Below are 16,532 nucleotides of genomic sequence, written 5' to 3'. Positions count from 1 at the left end.
AGGATTGTTTAGAGCATGCTGCATATGTGATGGAGAAGAGGAGAATCACATCAATTGCTTGTCTGTTTTTCGGCATGCAGTTTATGTGTTTTTTTGTTCTCTTTTTTTGCGAATCCTTGCGTCTTTTCGAATGGCAGAGAGAAATTTTCGAAGAAAGGGGAATGTCGGTTGTCTAGAAATGAAAGCGTTTTACAAAGAAAGAAACCTAAAAGTGCAGCGATAAGAAAAAGGCTCTGGGGTGAGCATGCTTTAGCCTATGGATTTTTGGCACCCTCCATCATCTTGTTTATTATGTTCTTGTTCTACCCGATGCTGAAATCGGTCTATCTCAGCATGACGATAACGGATCCCCGAGGGCAGGTTGTCGAATTTGTATGGCTGGAGAACTTTATCCGACTTTTGTCAACAGGACAATTTTATAAAAATCTGGGCGTAACCTTGATGTTTATTCTGTTTACGGTTCCTACCTCCTTAATCTGGTCGCTATTCCTGGCCGCTATTACCCACAACAAGCTGCGCGGGATGAAGGTATTTCAGTTTGTTTTCTCGCTGCCCATCGTTATTTCGGTCGGTACAGGGTCTATCATCTGGTTTCTGTTGTTTCATCCCACGGCGGGGATGCTCAATTATTTTCTAAGTCTGGTTCATGTCGGTCCGATTCCATGGTTAACCGATCCTTCCTGGGCACTGATCTCCATCTCTATCATGACGATCTGGATGAATATGGGGTTCCTTTTTATCGTGCTGTCGAGTGGTTTACAAGGGGTGCCGGAGGAAATATATGAGAGCGCCAAAATGGACGGCTCCGGGCCGATCCGGACCTTTATCCAAATCGTACTACCGCTGCTGTCACCCACGATTTTCTTTGCCTTGATTGTATCGGTTATCGGTGCATTTCAAGCATTCGGGCAAATTCACATTCTGACCAAGGGAGGCCCGATCAACTCCACCAATGTCATGGTTTACTCCATTTATCAGGATGCCTTCGTCAATTTCCGGTTTGGCATCGGCAGCGCACAGGCTCTGATCCTGTTTGTGATTATTCTTCTCCTTACGCTGCTGCAGTTTAAAGTTCTGGAAAAGAAGGTGCATTATCAATGACCCTGCGCGGAATTACGTCCCTGTTTACCTATCTGCTGCTCATCCTCCTGTCTTTGATTGTGTTATATCCGCTCATCTTTACGGTGTTCTCAGCCTTTATGACCGAGAAGGAGGTAGCTAATTTCCCACCACCGCTGTTCCCGTCGAGCTTCTATCTGGGCAATTTTACGGAGGCCATCTCCGGCTTCCCGATTATTCGCTTTATTCTGAACAGCTTCATTGTCTCGTCGGCCATCATGATTAGTCAGGTCATTACATCAAGTCTCGCCGCATACGCGTTTGCATTTCTGAATTTTAAGGGCAAGGCTCTGCTGTTCGGACTCTTCTTGTCAACGATGATGATTCCTTGGGAAGTCACGATTATTCCGAATTATCTAACGATTAAGGATTGGGGCTGGATGGACAGCTACCAGGGATTGATCGTACCGTTTATGGCAGGGGCCTTTGGCGTCTTTCTGCTGCGCCAGTTTTTTCTGCAGCTCCCGCGTGAGCTGTTTGATGCGGCCAAAATCGACGGGTGCGGTCATATCCGCAGTTTTCTGTCCATGGTGCTGCCGTTGTCGCGGTCTTCCATTGCTACCTTGGCGGTGTATACCTTCCTCACGCACTGGAATCACTTCTTGTGGCCGCTATTGATCACGAACAAGGCCTCAATGCGAACCGTACAAATCGGGGTGGCTATGCTGCAGCATGCTGAGGTGATGTCATGGAATCTGATTCTGGCTGGCGTGACCATCGTGCTGATCCCTTCCTTTGTACTGCTGGCTTTTGGCGTCAAACAATTGGTGCGCGGAATTACCGCTGGTGCGTTGAAAGGTTAGTGCGGTGGTTGGCCTGTCATATGCAGGTTTATCATAGGATGCAGTTTACGAACGAAAGGGGAGGGAATCGCGGATGAAAAGAAGATCGAGGTGGGTAAGTATCGTGTTAGCTGCGATCATGCTGCTGCTTAGCGCGTGTAACATTAACATGGGTGAGGAGCCTGATAAGGGGACGGATTCCGTACCAAAGACCGATGTGGGTGTTCAAAAAGTGGTGTTCTGGCATGCGATGGGAGGAGCTAATACCAAGGTGGTTGATCAATTAGTCGCCAACTTTAACGCTTCACAGGACAAGGTGCAGGTAGAGGCGGTGTATCAGGGAACCTATGATGACCTGTTAAGTAAACTGAAGGCGTCGATGGGTACAAACGAGGGGCCATCCGTGGTCCAGATGTATGAGATCGGCAGCCGGTTTATGATCGATTCCAAACTAATTACACCCATGCAGGAGTTCATTGATGCGGATCAGTGGGATGTGTCGCAGCTAGAGCCTAACATCAGCGGGTATTATACATTTGAGGATAGGCTGTATTCCATGCCTTTCAACTCCTCTAATCCGATACTGTATTACAATAAAGACCTGTTCAAGGATGCAGGGCTCGATCCGGAAAGTCCGCCCAAGACGTTTGAAGAACTGACAATCGCGGCAGACACGATATCGAAAAAAGGGAAGGCGGTGGGAGCGAATTTTGCTATATACGGCTGGTTTATGGAGCAGTTGTTTGCCAATCAGGGTGCGGAGTATGTGAACAACGGCAACGGCCGGGACGATCTGGCGACCGAGTCACTGGTCAATACCGAGCCTGGCGTCAAGGTGCTGACTTGGTGGAAGGATCTGATCGACTCCAAGGCAGCCAATAACCTGGGACGTAAAACCGATGATTCCAAGAAGGCATTCTCGGCCGGTCAGGTCGCCATGATTCTGGACTCAACCGCAGCTTTGAAGGGACTTGTGGATAGCTCAGAAGGCAAGTTTGAAGTAGGCACAGGCTTCCTTCCGAAGCCGGAAGGAGCGGGAGAAGGCGGCGTTATCGTGGGCGGAGCAAGCCTGTGGATGATGAACAGTCGTCCTGAAGCAGAGCAAAAAGCCGCATGGGAGTTCATTAAATTCCTGACCTCTCCATCGGAGCAGGCATACTGGCATATCAATACCGGGTACTTCCCGATTACCACGAAGGCGTATGAGGAAGAAAGCGTGAAGGAGAATCTGAAGAAATTCCCGCAATTCCAGACAGCCATTGATCAGCTGCACCAGACGAAGCTGGTTAAAGCGACCCAGGGTGCCGTGATGGGCGTATTCCCCGAGGCAAGACAGATTGTGGAAGGGGCGATTGAAGAGGTGCTGAACAATAAAAAGTCACCGCAGCAGGCACTGGACGACGCAGCGAAAGAAATTACGACCAAGATTCAGGATTATAACCGTACCGTGAAGTAGCATAGAGGGGATCCTCAAACTCAGGAGAGACAGGGAGCAACAAGCCGATCCATCAGGATCGGCTTGTTGGTTCGTGGCATGAATGCTCAGCCAATAGACGATTCACCGGGAAGTTTCGCTTAAGCGATACATTCTTAGAAAGAAATCCATCTCAACCGCAAGCGGCGGAACCATGATTGCCTGCGTTCTCTTGAGGCAATACTGGTGGTGTTTGAGTTTACAAAAGAAACGCGAAAGCGTATACTCAGACAAAATAACCGTTAAGTATAGTCCCTCACCGAATAACAGCCACTTCGTGAGGAAATTTCCTTCCTCGTGTTAACACTCACATTGAGGGCGTATATAACGTTATTCGAAGCTGAATGCCCCTATCCCGGCAAGAATGCGATTCATCGCGCTTATCGGATGGAGGGCGTTTTTTCATATCGTGATGGACATAGACAGGGGATAGACAAGATGAGCAGATTGACGAAGGAATTGGCGCAAGAAATTGTAACGCGGACGATGCAAGTGATTCATTATAATGTGAACGTCATGGATGAACGGGGGCGGATTATCGGTTCTGGTGACCGCTCGCGCTTATATCAGAAGCACGAAGGGGCGCTCATTGCGATTGAGAGGAAGGGTCGCTTCGAGATTGACGAGGAAAGCGCGCGCAAGCTGCAAGGGGTGCTGCCCGGAACGAATCTGGCCATTCACTTCCAGGGCGAAGTTGTTGGGGTCATCGGTATTACCGGCGATCCGAACGAGGTGACCAAGTACGGCGAGCTGGTGAAAATGACGGCGGAAATGTACTTGGAGCAAGCAGATCTGCTGGAAAAAGCCCAATGGGATAAGCGGATGAAGGAGGATTTCCTTCAGTCCATCATTCATGCGGACGGCAAGGATAACGCCATGCTGCGCCTCCAGGCGGAACGGATTGGCTTCCATCCGGATAAAGCGCGGGTTGCATGCATTATGGAGCTGATCGGTGCGCAGGACGCGAATTCATTGTCTACGCTCAAGCAGGTGGTTGAAATATTGGAGGGTCGGCCCGCCATCGACCTGATCGCCATTCACAATACGCGCCAAATCGTGTTGTATAAACCCCATCTCCACCCGCGGGAGCCGAACGCCGATATATGCGAAGGCATCCGTCACATTCGCAGGCTGCTGGAGGAGAAGCGGATTGCGCCGCTCCGCATTGCGGTTGGCAAGGCGTATTCCGGCATCGACGGCTTAATCGCGTCTTACCGTTCCGCGCAAGATACGATGCGGGCGGGCCAGGCGATATTCCCGGAGCAGACGGTATACTACGGCGAAGATATGCCGAATGAGACCGTGGCAGGGAACGTTACGCCCTCGTGGGTGGCGGAAGAGCTGCAGCGGCTATGGCGGCGGTTCGCGCAGGAGGATAAGAGCGGGGAACTGCAGCAGACGCTGAAGGCCTATTATGATGAGAACGGCGAGCAGCAGCGCATCGCCGAGCGGCTGTCGATTCACCGGAATACGCTTCGCTACCGGCTGCAGCGCATTCACGAGGCGACCGGCAAAGACCCGAAGCATTTTCGCGATTTATATACGCTGATGACGGCCCACTGGCTAAGCGCGCTGGAAGAGAGAAAGCCGGAGAGTGACGGCGTCTGAAAGGAACGGGTATAATTTGTGCATTTGAACAAAAAACATGCTCTATAAAGCGCTTTATTTCATTTTTATGCATGATGAAGCGCTTTCACGTTACAGGTACAGTAATAGTATAACGAATGGAGACAACACATTGGGGGGTCTTGACTATGGACGTATCTGTAACTGTACTTGGTGCTTTGACGGCATTGGTTGTGGCGATTGTGCTTATATTGCGTAAAGTCCCTCCGGCCTATGGCATGATGATTGGGGCACTTGCCGGGGGAATCGTCGGCGGAATCGGGATGGTTGATTCGGTGAACTTGATGATGGATGGCGCGAAGGGCATGATTCCGGCCGTGCTGCGCATCCTGGCAGCTGGCGTGCTTGCCGGCGTCCTGATTGAATCGGGCGGCGCGAAGACAATTGCCGAAACGTTGGTCCGCAAGGTCGGCGAGACGCGTGCGCTGTTTGCGCTGGCGTTCGCGACGATGGTACTGACGGCGGTCGGCGTATTTATCGACGTCGCGGTCATTACGGTGGCGCCGATTGCGATCGCGATTGCGCAGCGCGCCGACTTGTCCCGCATGGCGATATTGCTTGCCATGATCGGCGGCGGGAAGGCCGGCAACATTATGTCGCCGAATCCGAACGCCATCTCGGCGGCAGAGGCATTCAATATTCCACTGACATCGATGATGCTAGCAGGAATCATACCGGCTGTCCTTGGGCTTTTTGCCACTTATCTGATCGCGAAGCGCCTGTCCAAAAAAGGAACGAAAATTACGGGCCAGGAAAGCGTAGACGACGGCAATCAGCAGCTTCCGAGCTTCCTGGCGGCGATGATGGCTCCGATCACGGCGATTGTGCTGTTGGCGCTGCGCCCGCTGGCCGGCATCGTCATCGATCCGGTTATCGCGCTGCCGGTCGGCGGCCTCGTTGGCGCATTGTGCATGGGCCGCATCAAGCAGATCAATCAATTTGCGGTATCGGGCTTGGGCAAAATGTCGGGCGTGGCTGTCATGCTGCTCGGCACGGGGACGTTGGCAGGCATTATATCGAATTCGCAATTGAAGGATGTCATCATCGACAGTCTGGCCTCCTCCGGCTTGCCGGCTTACTTGCTTGCGCCGATAAGCGGCGCGTTCATGTCCTTGGCCACCGCTTCGACAACAGCAGGTACCGCGGTCGCCAGCTCGGTGTTCGGTTCGACGATTATGGGGCTTGGCGTTGCTTCCCTGGGCGCTGCGGCGATGATTCACGCCGGGGCGACCGTCTTCGACCATATGCCGCATGGCAGCTTCTTCCACGCAACGGGCGGAAGCGTCAATATGGCGATGAAGGAGCGGCTGCGTCTTATTCCGTATGAGACCGCAATCGGTCTCGTCCTGGCCGTCGTATCGACATTGGTGTTCGGCGTGTTCGGCTGGTTCTTGTAATCTGCGGCAAAATGATTGTTCAGGCAGTTGGTTAAGACTGATGGAGAGGGAGTGGAGAGAATGAAGGTTGTAATTGCTCCAGACTCATTTAAAGAGAGTTTATCCGCATTAGAGGCATGTCATGCCATAGAGAAGGGAATGCGGGCCGTGTATCCCGAAGCGGATATCGTCAATGTGCCGATGGCTGACGGCGGGGAGGGCACGGTGCAGTCTTTGGTGGATGCGACAGGTGGACGATTGGTCCACCGCGAAGTGACGGGACCGCTTGGCACCCCCGTGACCGCGTTCTACGGCATACTGGGTGACGGGAAGACCGCGATTATCGAAATGGCGGCCGCCTCGGGACTAGCGCTTGTGCCGCCGGAGCAGCGCAATCCGCTTGCGACGACGACGCGCGGCACCGGCGAGCTTATTATGTCGGCGCTGAACGAAGGCGTCAGCACGATTATTCTCGGCTTGGGCGGCAGCGCCACGAACGACGGCGGCGCGGGCATGGCGCAGGCGATCGGGGTGCGGCTGCTTGACGCCGATGGCTCGGAAATTGGCCATGGCGGCGGAGAGTTGCATCGCATTGCCAGCATCGATACGGGCGGAGCCGATCCGCGGCTGAAGCAGGTTGCCTTCGTGGCCGCGTGCGATGTGGACAACCCGCTGACCGGAGAGCGCGGCGCCTCGGCCGTATTTGGCCCCCAAAAAGGCGCCGATCCGGCCATGGTACAGCAGCTTGACGGCAATCTCGCCCATTATGCGGCGATGATTAAGTCATGCTTGGGCCGCGACGTGGCCCGGATTCCCGGCGCTGGCGCAGCCGGGGGGCTTGGCGCCGGTATGCTCGCTTTTTTGGCCGCTGAGTTGAAGCGGGGCGTGGATATCGTTATCGAAGCGACGGGGCTGGCTTCGCAAGTGAAGGATGCGGATCTCGTCATTACGGGAGAAGGCCGCATCGACGGCCAGACGATTTACGGCAAAACGCCGATGGGCGTGGCCAAGACGGCCAAGCGGTACGGAGTGCCGGTCATCGGCATCGCGGGTTCGCTTGCGGACGGGCATGAAGCGGTGCTTGAGCATGGCATCGATATCGTGTTCACGATCGTGCCCGGCGTCTGCAGCCTGGACGATGCGATAAGAGAAGCCGCCGTCAATATGGAGCGTACAGCGCGCAATATGGCGATGACGTTAAAATGCGGTAGCAAGTTGGCTTGAATAAGATGACGATTAGAGGTGGGCATGACGGAATTCGAGTATAGGATTTGATTGGCAATCCTGTTGCTTTGGCACTAGGGCATAACGTAAACATCTAAGAGTTGGTGCAGAAATCCGGGCACTCACAAAGATTCGCTCGTCTGGCAGAAGAGTTGGCCCATGGTATATTGAATGTACACAAGAAACCGTTCCTTTCATAAATGGTTTGGGTAGCACCTCCATTTTACCGAAGAACGGTTTCTTTGCGTCTAAAAAAGTAAGCAATCTGCACGGAGCGTCTTTTACGCAAGAAGGGAGCCTCCCGCAAGATCTAAAACCTTTTGGGACAGCCCCTTGTGGTCGTCTTACCGTGATTCCGCGTAATACTCCACGAGGAAATCGCGGAAAGAGATCGCGGCCTTGGACAAGTACCTGGATTCCAGCCAGGCCATTTGGAATATGCGGCGAGCCTGAGGCTCTCGAATGCTTAGCTTCGTCAGCTTTAATTCCTCGCTGCTTCTGCATTCACCGATTAAAGCTATGCCAAATCCGGAACGGACCAGATCGGCTATGGTCCCGGGGTCCTCCACCTCGCAGACGACCTTCGGCTGAAAACCGGCTTGTTTGCAAAACTCATTATTCATCCTCTGATAGGGATGGCCTTCTTTATAACCGACAAACGATTCTCCTGCAGCCTCGCTTAAGTGAATTTGATTTTTTTCGGCTAAGCGATGGGTGGGGGGAACGGCCAAGAACACTTCTTCTACGAGCAAAGGCAAGCTGCGTATATCCGGGTGCCGGATAGGCATGGAAGTGAGAAAGAAATCAACCTCATTATGTTCAATGGTCTGAACCATATCCTCCATCGAAGACTGAATGATATGAAAGTTAACTTTCGGATGTTGGCTTAGAAACAATCTTAAAGGCTCGCGGAGCTGCTCCATGTTGGATAAGGCAAGATGAATACGTCCATGCTCCAGTCCCGCCAAATCCTCGACTTCCCGCCGTCCCTCTTCCAGCAGCTGCAGGGCTGCTTTGGCTTTTGCCAAAAATGCTTTGCCATACGGATTGAGACGGATCTGCCGGCCTTGGCGTTCAAACAACGGAGCGCCGAGATCCTCCTCGAGTCTGGAAATGGTCTTGCTGAGCGCCGGCTGAGCAATATGAAGTTCCTCTGCGGCTTTGGTCATATGTTCAAGTCTTGCTACGGTTACAAAATACTTCAGCTGTAACATTTCCATAACGGTTCATCCCCCTTGCTTATATACTCCAGTATATATAAACATAGACATTTTTGTATTTTTTATTATTTATCGATGATTATAGAATGATCTCAGAAACAAGATCAAGGAATTCATGAAAGGATGATCGAGATGAAAGCAGCCGCGTTTCGGACGATTGGACCGCCGGATGTCCTGCGTGTCTTGGAATTTGAAGATCCTCAGGCCGGTAGCGGTCAGGTTAGAGTTAAAGTGAAGGCAGCTGGCGTACAGCCAGCCGACTGCGGGATAAGGGGAAGCGGCTGGGCACCGCCTAATGTGACATTGCGGATGCCGCAAATTCTAGGCAATGAGTTCGCCGGAACGATAGATCAGGTAGGTGAAGGGGTCACCAACTTGGAGGTTGGAGAGAACGTCATTGGCTGGTCTTTACTCGCCTGCTACGCGGAGTATGTGGTGGTCAGCACAGATCAAGTTGTACGCAAGCCGGATTCCATGCCTTGGGAAGAAGCCGGTGTCTTAACCGCATCTGGGCAAACGGCTCATACTGCCCTTCAGGCGTTAGAAATAGGCGAAGGCGATACCGTTCTGATTCATGCGGCAGCAGGCGGCGTTGGTTCTTACGCCGTCCAAATCGCTCGTGTCTGGGGAGCCCGGGTCATCGGAACGGCAAGCGAGCGAAATCATGATTATCTTCGTTCACTGGGTGCTGTTCCTGTTGTATATGGCCCAGGTCTTGTAGATCGGGTCAAGGCTGCCGCACCCGAGGGGGTGAGCGCCGCGCTGGATGCCGCTGGCGAAGAAGCGCTGCGCGCCTCGGTGGAACTTGTCGGCGACCGCAGCCGCATCGGGACGATTGTAGCCTTCGATCGGGTAGAAGAGCTGGGGGTTCGAGCGATCCGAAGTCAGCGATCCAAGGATCGATTGGCCGAACTGGTTCAATTATATGAACAAGGGAAACTGAAGATCCATGTGTCCCGGACGTTTTCGTTGAGCGAAGCGGCAGAAGCGCATCGCACCGTGGAGTCCGGCCATGTTCGGGGGAAGGTCGTGCTGCGGATAGCGATGGAGGAATGATTCGTACGCGCAGCGTCATACAAAAGACGGAGGGGGCGTCCCAGACTAAGGTCCAGGAAGAAACTGGTCCGTGGCAGCGTGTTAACTTTTTCCTTCACGATATAATGGACATATACATAAAGAGGAATGGACGTGGAGGATTTTATGAGAAAACAGAGTATGATGGCAGTGAAAATCTCATCGCTATTGATATTTGCTATCCTGGTAGGATGCGATGCCGCTAATAATGCGGAGGAAGCAGTAAAGCGGGAGCTTGATCAATTGGCACAAGTCGGCAATATGGCCGGCGATTCAGCGCTAGCTATCAGCGATCAAGTAAAGCGGGAAGGGAAAGAGTTCGAGTTGACGACGGCTCAGGAAGTCGGCACAGCCGAGGGACTGGCCATCGACCATGCCGTAGGCAATGTTGAGCTCATCGCTGTACCCGGTGATGAGATCAAAGTGAAAACAACCGTGTGGTTTAACGAAGGCTTCTTCAAAAATGACAACATTCGTACCCAGGTTACGGAGCAGGCCGCTACTTCCTTTACGCTCAAGGACGACATCCTGGAATTAAGGACGCACCCTATGGAGGACTCCAGCAAGAGTTTATGGGATTGGTCGCAGAAGCAATTTGGCGACTCCGGATTCATGATAGATTATGTGATCGAAGTACCGGAAGACCTCCAGCATATCCGCATCAAGAATGATGTTGGAAAGATTCGGGTGAACGAATTGAAGGGGGATTTTGAACTTCAGTTGGGAGCCGGGGAAATTCAGCTCGCCAAAACGGAAATCACGGGCAATTCCAAGATCGTGTCCGAAGCGGGCAGCGTGAAGCTGGAACTTGAGCAGATCGATAAGGACAGCACGCTGACGGCCAACACATCGGCAGGCAGTATCACGGCCATGTTTGCGCCGTCCATGAAATACACGCTGGATACCGAAACCGAGCTTGGACAGATTACTGGAGCAAGCCGGGGTCAGAGTGACATAAACGGCGGCGGAGCGAAAATATCCCTGACGACCGCCCTTGGCTCCATCAAAGTTAATCCACAAGCGGCACATGATAGCTAAGAGCACATGCCAAATTCCATAACGAGATAACCTCTTGGATAATCGGTGAAACTCTTTGAGTCTCCCTATTATATGGTGATCAAGGATCAAAAAAAACAATCACGGATGTAGATCATCCGCGATTGTTTTTTTGTATGTTAAACCAGAGTGTGGATGGGAATGGGCCTTACATTAATTTCAGCACTTGGCACAGCTGATATAGATAATGCACGCCGCGTATTTGGTTATGGTTGCGGTAGTTGAGGTATACAAGCGTGTCCTTGAGCACCCGTCTGGCGTTATCGACTTGATGATGCTCGAGTTCATGCAGTACATCCTTGATGACCTCTAGCGGGTAATTTGCTGAGCGGAGAATCCGAATGATCATGATCTGCCGGATTTGGGCGCCATCGAACTTCCGATAGCCGTTTTCCCGATCCCGAGGCAGATTCAGTACGCCTTCCTTCTCCCAGTGGCGGATGGCCGAGGTGGGAACGCCGGTCTCGGCGGCGACCTCCCCGATGGTCAGCTCTCTTTTTCGGCCACGGGTATCGACAACGTCAAGCTGCTCGGTTTCCAGAATGCGGATGGTCCGCTCCGTGAGGATTTTATCCTGCTGGAGATTGGCTTGGACCTCATTCACGATCCAGAGCGCTTCATCCAGTTCCTTCTCCTGCAGCTTGACCATCACTTGCTTCGTAACGTCTACGCCGAAACCGGGAAACATGGCTCGGATGCATTCAAAGTAAGCGGCATGCTCCTCGGTATATATCCGGTATCCGTTCGGAGCACGCTTCGCGGGAGGAACAATCCCCCATTGCTCATAGTGCTTGAGCGCACTTGTGGTAATCCCCAGTTTCTTGGCGATATCAATCGGTCTGATACTCATGGCGGTCCCCCTTACCTCATGCGGATCTGCCTGCATCCTTTTTCCTGGGGGATTGTATCATGTAGAACGGTCAATGAAAAGCCTGCTGGGAAAATAACGAAACGATCGTCTGGATCCGTATCATGATGATTGACGTTCCAAAAATGCGCGGATGTATCCGATGATTTCCGGTCCATGTGATTCCAACGCAAAATGCCCGGCATCCTTCAGGAGGTGAAGCTCGGCATCGGGCAGATCAGCAGATACGGATGGGCCCCGTTCTCAGGGAAGATGTGGTCGCCTTGCCCCCACACGATAAGGGTCGGTGGCTGCACATCGCGGAAATATTGCTGCCAAGCCGGATATAAGGGAGGATTTGATCCGTAATCCAGGAACAAATCCAGCTGAATTTCCTGGTTACCGGGGCGATCAAGCAGCGCTTGATCCAGCGTGTAGGTGTCCGGGCTAATGAGGGAGGTATCATGGACGCCATGCGTATATTGCCACTTCGTTGCCTCGATGCTGGTTAACCAGCGCAGAGACTCGCGTTTATCCGAATTCGCGGGGTCTTCCCAGTACGCTTTAATGGGATTCCAGAATTCTTCGAGCCCTTCCTCGTAGGCATTTCCATTCTGGATGATCAGCCCCCGAACCTGCTCGGGATGGCGTGCTGCAATCCGGAAACCAACGGGTGCACCGTAATCCATAAGGTAGACGTAGAACCTCTGGATATTTAATTGGGCGAGCAATTCCTCAATGAGCTGACTGAAATGGTCAAAACTATACTGGAATTGATCATGGTTAGGTGCGCTGCTGTACCCAAATCCGGGATAATCAGGTGCAATCACATGATACTGATCGGCAAGTGCCGGGATCAGTTGACGATACATTTGACTGGAAGTCGGGAAACCATGCAGCAGTAATACAACAGGCGAGCCGGGGGTCCCTGCTTCACGGTAAAAAATGTCCAAGCCTTCGATTTGAGCCGTGTGATACTGGATTTTATAATTCATCTGATAAATACCTCCTTGAATTACCTGCGAATTTTTATGATGCGATTGTTATGTAGATCCTTTTGTCTGGTCGTCATGATAAGAATAAAACACCACCTTTTTTTATTTTATTAACCATCATAAATGATTTAAGGGTATTATATAATTCGTTTTTTAATCTGTAAAGTACAAATTTGGGTATTAAAAAAGGAATCTTAGATGGTTTATCTAAGATTCCTTGATTTGCTGCTGTTTCTGACGCTCCAGATAAGCAGCGACCTTCATGCGGTTTCCGCATGTTTTGGGGCTGCACCAGCGCCTTGTGCCATTTTTGCTATTGTCGTAAAAGCGAAGCACGCACGCCGGGTTTTCGCATTTTTTCACCAATTTCAGGTCATAGGTAGTTAAAAAATCGACGGCAGATGATGCAACCGGGGTCAACAGATCCAGTGGCTTGCGAAACAGCATCCGGCTTTTGCGACTGTACGCGCGGTCTTTTGCTATAAGCGTTGTACGAAAGATTTGCTCCTTCAGCAGTCCATTGACATACTGCAGGCTTGCCTGCGTTAAGGTTTCGTTCACGCTGCCCGGCTGAATCAGATGAAAGAGGTGGTCGCGGAGCAATCTGGCAGCCTCCACGATTCCGGCTTCCTCCTCGGCGCCGCTCCAAGCCGCCCGGTATAAGTTTCGTTCTACCTCGGTCAGCAGGTTAGACTTAACCATCCAATCCAATAAAGAGTCGAATGTATCAAGCAAATCCAGCGGCTCACCGTTGACAGCGATCTTGGTATTGACGAAATCCAGTACAGGATGGTTGCCAATAAAATAAAATTCGGGTGCGATTTTTTTCGGCATAGGGACCGCTCTCCTCGGAACATACGATAAGTACTTATTTGTAGCCCATTATATAGTCAATGCAGTGTTTACACAAATGAAACGGCGTCAAACGTTATACATAAACCTTAAAGCTCCGTGACGGCTTTTGATCTTGAAAACGGCGATAGATTAACCTTTTTTGGTCTGGGATTTTGTACTTGCATCAATGTTGTAAGATGGGTTTGTAAAATGAACTATGGGAGCTAGCTTCCAAAATGAAAGCGTATGTTTTCGAAGCGAGTTTGATTGCGAAGCTTCTCTTGGAAGCTAAGCCAGACAAAAAGAAGAGTATGCTTTTGAGGCAAGTTTTATTGCAAAGTGAGCCAATGAAGTTATGCTCCATGAAACTTTTAGGAGGTTCGAAAATGGAAGGAACGATTAAAATTCGCGGTGCCCGGGAGAACAACCTGAAGAATGTTTCGCTTGAAATCCCGAAGTACAAATTGGTTGTTATGACAGGGCCGTCCGGCTCGGGCAAGTCCACGCTTGCGATGGATACGCTGCAGCGGGAGTGCCAGCGGCAGTACATGGAATCCATGGGCATGGTGTCGGACTCGGTCAGCAAGCCGAAGGTGGATTCGATTGAAGGACTATCCCCATCGATAAGCGTGGGACAGCACATTACGAACCGAAACCCAAGATCCACCATCGGAACGGTGACGGATATCTACACGCTGCTTCGAATTCTGTTTGCCAAGCTTGGTGAGCGTACTTGTCCATCCTGTGGCGATACGGTGATACCTCATGTGGACGGAGAAGCCTATCACGGGCTAGCGGATGAGGAAGAGATCAGCGATTCTCATGAGACGGTTCATTGTAGGCGATGCGGCCATGGTCTCGAAAAATTGACGATGTCGCATTTTTCCTTTAACAAGCCGGAAGGCGCATGCGAAACGTGCAGCGGACTCGGTCAAACGGTGAGTCTGAACATGGATGCCGTGTTCCGTCCGGAATTAAGCTTAAGAGACGGCGGGGTGGCAACGTGGTACAGCGCTCTTACCGATTATAACACCAGCATTCTGAAAGCGGCAGCCAAGTATTATGAGTTCGCATTCGATGAGTTCTTGCCGCTTCGGGACTATGACGAGGTTCAGCGTGATCTCCTGTATTACGGCGTAGAGAGCGAGCAGTTCAGCCGGCATTTTCCTGAGATAAAGCCGCCGAAGTCCGTAGGACAAGGCAAGTATGAGGGCGTCGTCACCGGAATATGGAGAAGGTACCGGGAGAAGGGAAGCGAGTCCGGTGAAGCATCCCTGTTTCATGAGCATGTCTGTCCGGATTGTCACGGAACAAAGCTGAAGGAAGACAGCCGCCGCGTCCGGGTAGATGGAGTCTCCATTAACGAAGTCAACGCCTGGTCGATCGGGGAGGCCTTGAATTGGATGGAGACGCTGCTGAAGAAGCTGACGGAGGATCAATTAACGATTGTGGAACCGCTCATTCATGATTCCGTCGTGAGACTAAAGCGCATTATGGATGTCGGGCTGGGTTACATGTCCATGGAGAGGCAGGTCGTGACGATGTCAGGCGGAGAAGCCCAGAGGCTTCGACTCGCATCGATTCTGGGGTCAGGCCTGACGGGGGTGCTGTACATTTTGGACGAACCGACAACGGGATTGCATCCCAAAGATACCAGGGGACTCATTCAGGTTCTGAAACAATTGAGGGATCTGGGCAACACGGTGCTTGTCATCGAACATGACGAAGAAGTGATGCGGGCCGCTGACCATATCATTGATATCGGACCAGGTGCAGGAACGATGGGCGGCACGGTCGTCGGTCAAGGAACGCTGGAGGAATTGATCCGAAATCCCACGTCCGTGACCGGATCCTACTTCAGGGAGAACACGATGCTTAACGCACCGAGTCAGCGCAGGGCTGGAAATGGAAGCCTGCTGACGATCGAGGATGCCCATTTAAGAAATCTGAAACATATCACGACCTCTTTCCCGCTCGGCTGTCTCATATCGGTGACAGGTGTATCGGGATCTGGTAAATCCACGCTTTTGTTTGATCTTCTGGCGGAATCCGGAAGCGATCAATTAACTCCAATCGGCTGCAAGGCCATCACGGGTTGGGAATCGGTAGGGCAGCTGATTACGGTTGACCAATCGCCGGTATCCCGAATGCAGCGCTCCAACATTGCTACGTATACCGATGTTTACACCCATATCAGAAACTGGTACGCCAGCTTGCCGGAAGCCAAGGAGAGTCAATTGACGGCCAAGCACTTTTCCTTTAACACGCAAGGCGGGCGATGCGAGACATGTCAAGGCCTTGGCGTCGTGTCCGTGCATATGCACTTCCTTCCGGAGCTGGAAGTACGTTGCCCGGATTGCAAGGGCAAGCGGTTTAAGGATGAGGTTCTGCGCGTGACCTATAACGGCTACACCATCTCCGACATTTTGGATATGACGATTGAGGAAAGTCTGTCGATTCTGGAGGTTCGACCGAAAATAATGGAATTGACCCAGCTGCTCTGCGATGTCGGACTTGGATATTTGAAGTGGGGGCAATCGGTGAGCACCTTATCCGGCGGTGAAGGGCAGCGGATTAAATTGGCCAAGGAACTGAGCAAAAAGACCAAAAACCACACGCTGTATTTGCTGGATGAACCTTCAACCGGGCTTCACCCTGGAGATGTCCGGCAGCTCCTCGTTCTGTTGAACCGCTTGGTGGACGCGGGGAACACTGTGATTTTGGTTGAGCACAATTTGGACCTGATCTGGCATTCGGATTGGATCATCGATATCGGGCCTGGCGGAGGAGCAGCCGGCGGATCCCTGGTGGCGACAGGAACGCCCGAAGAAGTGGCAGCGGTGGAAGCCTCGTTTACCGGCCGCTTTATCCAAGAAATATATATGTGACGGGTTGAACTCGAAGG

13 protein-coding genes are annotated in these 16,532 nt (G+C 51.9%); 9 read left to right on the top strand and 4 right to left on the bottom strand.

The features are described from left to right. The first annotated feature begins 168 nt into the window (after window positions 1-168). The 6 genes from ABEW73_RS02375 (at window position 169) to ABEW73_RS02350 (ending at window position 7,601) form a co-directional block, all read left to right on the top strand. The gene (locus ABEW73_RS02375) at window positions 169-1,101 is read left to right on the top strand and encodes a carbohydrate ABC transporter permease (RefSeq protein ID WP_430171922.1); all 933 of its coding nucleotides are present in this window, start codon (window positions 169-171) and stop codon (window positions 1,099-1,101) included. Further along, window positions 1,098-1,922 carry a carbohydrate ABC transporter permease gene (locus ABEW73_RS02370; protein WP_430171920.1) on the top strand — a complete coding sequence of 275 codons (825 nt, stop codon included), beginning with the start codon at window positions 1,098-1,100 and terminating at the stop codon, window positions 1,920-1,922. Before ABEW73_RS02375 ends, ABEW73_RS02370 begins: the two co-directional genes overlap by 4 nt. Before the next feature lie 73 nt (window positions 1,923-1,995). Further along, a complete protein-coding gene (locus tag ABEW73_RS02365) occupies window positions 1,996-3,357 on the top strand; it encodes an ABC transporter substrate-binding protein (protein ID WP_430171918.1) in 1,362 nt (453 codons plus the stop codon). Window positions 3,358-3,813: 456 nt separating this feature from the next. Further along, complete coding sequence (locus tag ABEW73_RS02360; RefSeq protein WP_430171915.1) at window positions 3,814-4,983, top strand: sugar diacid recognition domain-containing protein; 1,170 nt, start codon at window positions 3,814-3,816, stop codon at window positions 4,981-4,983. 146 nt (window positions 4,984-5,129) lie between these two features. After that, complete coding sequence (locus tag ABEW73_RS02355) at window positions 5,130-6,398, top strand: GntP family permease (protein ID WP_430171913.1); 1,269 nt, start codon at window positions 5,130-5,132, stop codon at window positions 6,396-6,398. 60 nt (window positions 6,399-6,458) lie between these two features. Continuing rightward, on the top strand, window positions 6,459-7,601 hold the full coding sequence (locus tag ABEW73_RS02350; protein WP_430172241.1) for a glycerate kinase: 1,143 nt from the start codon (window positions 6,459-6,461) through the stop codon (window positions 7,599-7,601). Window positions 7,602-7,945: 344 nt separating this feature from the next. Here ABEW73_RS02350 and ABEW73_RS02345 read toward each other — a convergent pair whose 3' ends face one another. Continuing rightward, window positions 7,946-8,821, bottom strand: a complete 876-nt coding sequence (locus ABEW73_RS02345) for a LysR family transcriptional regulator (protein ID WP_430171911.1) — start codon at window positions 8,819-8,821, stop codon at window positions 7,946-7,948. A gap of 132 nt (window positions 8,822-8,953) precedes the next feature. Here ABEW73_RS02345 and ABEW73_RS02340 point away from each other — a divergent pair, with 132 nt between their 5' ends. Beyond that, window positions 8,954-9,877, top strand: coding sequence for an NADP-dependent oxidoreductase (locus ABEW73_RS02340; protein WP_430172239.1), 924 nt, complete (start codon window positions 8,954-8,956; stop codon window positions 9,875-9,877). 144 nt (window positions 9,878-10,021) lie between these two features. Then, window positions 10,022-10,933 carry a DUF4097 family beta strand repeat-containing protein gene (locus ABEW73_RS02335; RefSeq protein ID WP_430171909.1) on the top strand — a complete coding sequence of 304 codons (912 nt, stop codon included), beginning with the start codon at window positions 10,022-10,024 and terminating at the stop codon, window positions 10,931-10,933. Window positions 10,934-11,099: 166 nt separating this feature from the next. On the opposite strand, the gene ABEW73_RS02330 is transcribed toward ABEW73_RS02335, so the two are convergent. From ABEW73_RS02330 to ABEW73_RS02320, 3 genes are all read right to left on the bottom strand, one after another. Then, window positions 11,100-11,801 (bottom strand): MerR family transcriptional regulator, encoded by a 702-nt coding sequence (locus ABEW73_RS02330; protein ID WP_430171906.1) that lies wholly within the window; start codon window positions 11,799-11,801, stop codon window positions 11,100-11,102. A 206-nt stretch (window positions 11,802-12,007) separates the two neighbouring features. Beyond that, window positions 12,008-12,793 (bottom strand): alpha/beta fold hydrolase, encoded by a 786-nt coding sequence (locus tag ABEW73_RS02325; protein WP_430171904.1) that lies wholly within the window; start codon window positions 12,791-12,793, stop codon window positions 12,008-12,010. Window positions 12,794-13,000: 207 nt separating this feature from the next. Beyond that, entirely contained in the window at window positions 13,001-13,627 is a 627-nt protein-coding gene (locus ABEW73_RS02320; protein ID WP_430171902.1) for a CGNR zinc finger domain-containing protein, read from the bottom strand. Between the two features lie 386 nt (window positions 13,628-14,013). Between ABEW73_RS02320 and uvrA the strand changes: the two genes are divergently transcribed. Continuing rightward, window positions 14,014-16,515 (top strand): excinuclease ABC subunit UvrA, encoded by a 2,502-nt coding sequence (gene uvrA / locus ABEW73_RS02315; RefSeq protein ID WP_430171900.1) that lies wholly within the window; start codon window positions 14,014-14,016, stop codon window positions 16,513-16,515. Window positions 16,516-16,532 lie beyond the last annotated feature (17 nt).

It is taken from the genome of Paenibacillus lautus, from assembly GCF_050482385.1.
GTDB classification, from domain to species: domain Bacteria; phylum Bacillota; class Bacilli; order Paenibacillales; family Paenibacillaceae; genus Paenibacillus_AQ; species Paenibacillus_AQ lautus_B.
The sequence above is the reverse complement of the archived record's forward strand: the minus strand, read 5'-3'. Positions and strand labels throughout refer to the sequence as shown.

Coding starts and splice junctions, on each gene's coding strand:
- ABEW73_RS02370 (WP_430171920.1), top strand. CDS start 1,098: ATGACCCTGCGCGGAATTACGTCCCTGTTTACCTATCTGCTGCTCATC.
- ABEW73_RS02365 (WP_430171918.1), top strand. CDS start 1,996: ATGAAAAGAAGATCGAGGTGGGTAAGTATCGTGTTAGCTGCGATCATG.
- ABEW73_RS02360 (WP_430171915.1), top strand. CDS start 3,814: ATGAGCAGATTGACGAAGGAATTGGCGCAAGAAATTGTAACGCGGACG.
- ABEW73_RS02355 (WP_430171913.1), top strand. CDS start 5,130: ATGGACGTATCTGTAACTGTACTTGGTGCTTTGACGGCATTGGTTGTG.
- ABEW73_RS02350 (WP_430172241.1), top strand. CDS start 6,459: ATGAAGGTTGTAATTGCTCCAGACTCATTTAAAGAGAGTTTATCCGCA.
- ABEW73_RS02345 (WP_430171911.1), bottom strand. CDS start 8,821: ATGGAAATGTTACAGCTGAAGTATTTTGTAACCGTAGCAAGACTTGAA.
- ABEW73_RS02340 (WP_430172239.1), top strand. CDS start 8,954: ATGAAAGCAGCCGCGTTTCGGACGATTGGACCGCCGGATGTCCTGCGT.
- ABEW73_RS02335 (WP_430171909.1), top strand. CDS start 10,022: ATGAGAAAACAGAGTATGATGGCAGTGAAAATCTCATCGCTATTGATA.
- ABEW73_RS02330 (WP_430171906.1), bottom strand. CDS start 11,801: ATGAGTATCAGACCGATTGATATCGCCAAGAAACTGGGGATTACCACA.
- ABEW73_RS02325 (WP_430171904.1), bottom strand. CDS start 12,793: ATGAATTATAAAATCCAGTATCACACGGCTCAAATCGAAGGCTTGGAC.
- ABEW73_RS02320 (WP_430171902.1), bottom strand. CDS start 13,627: ATGCCGAAAAAAATCGCACCCGAATTTTATTTTATTGGCAACCATCCT.
- uvrA (WP_430171900.1), top strand. CDS start 14,014: ATGGAAGGAACGATTAAAATTCGCGGTGCCCGGGAGAACAACCTGAAG.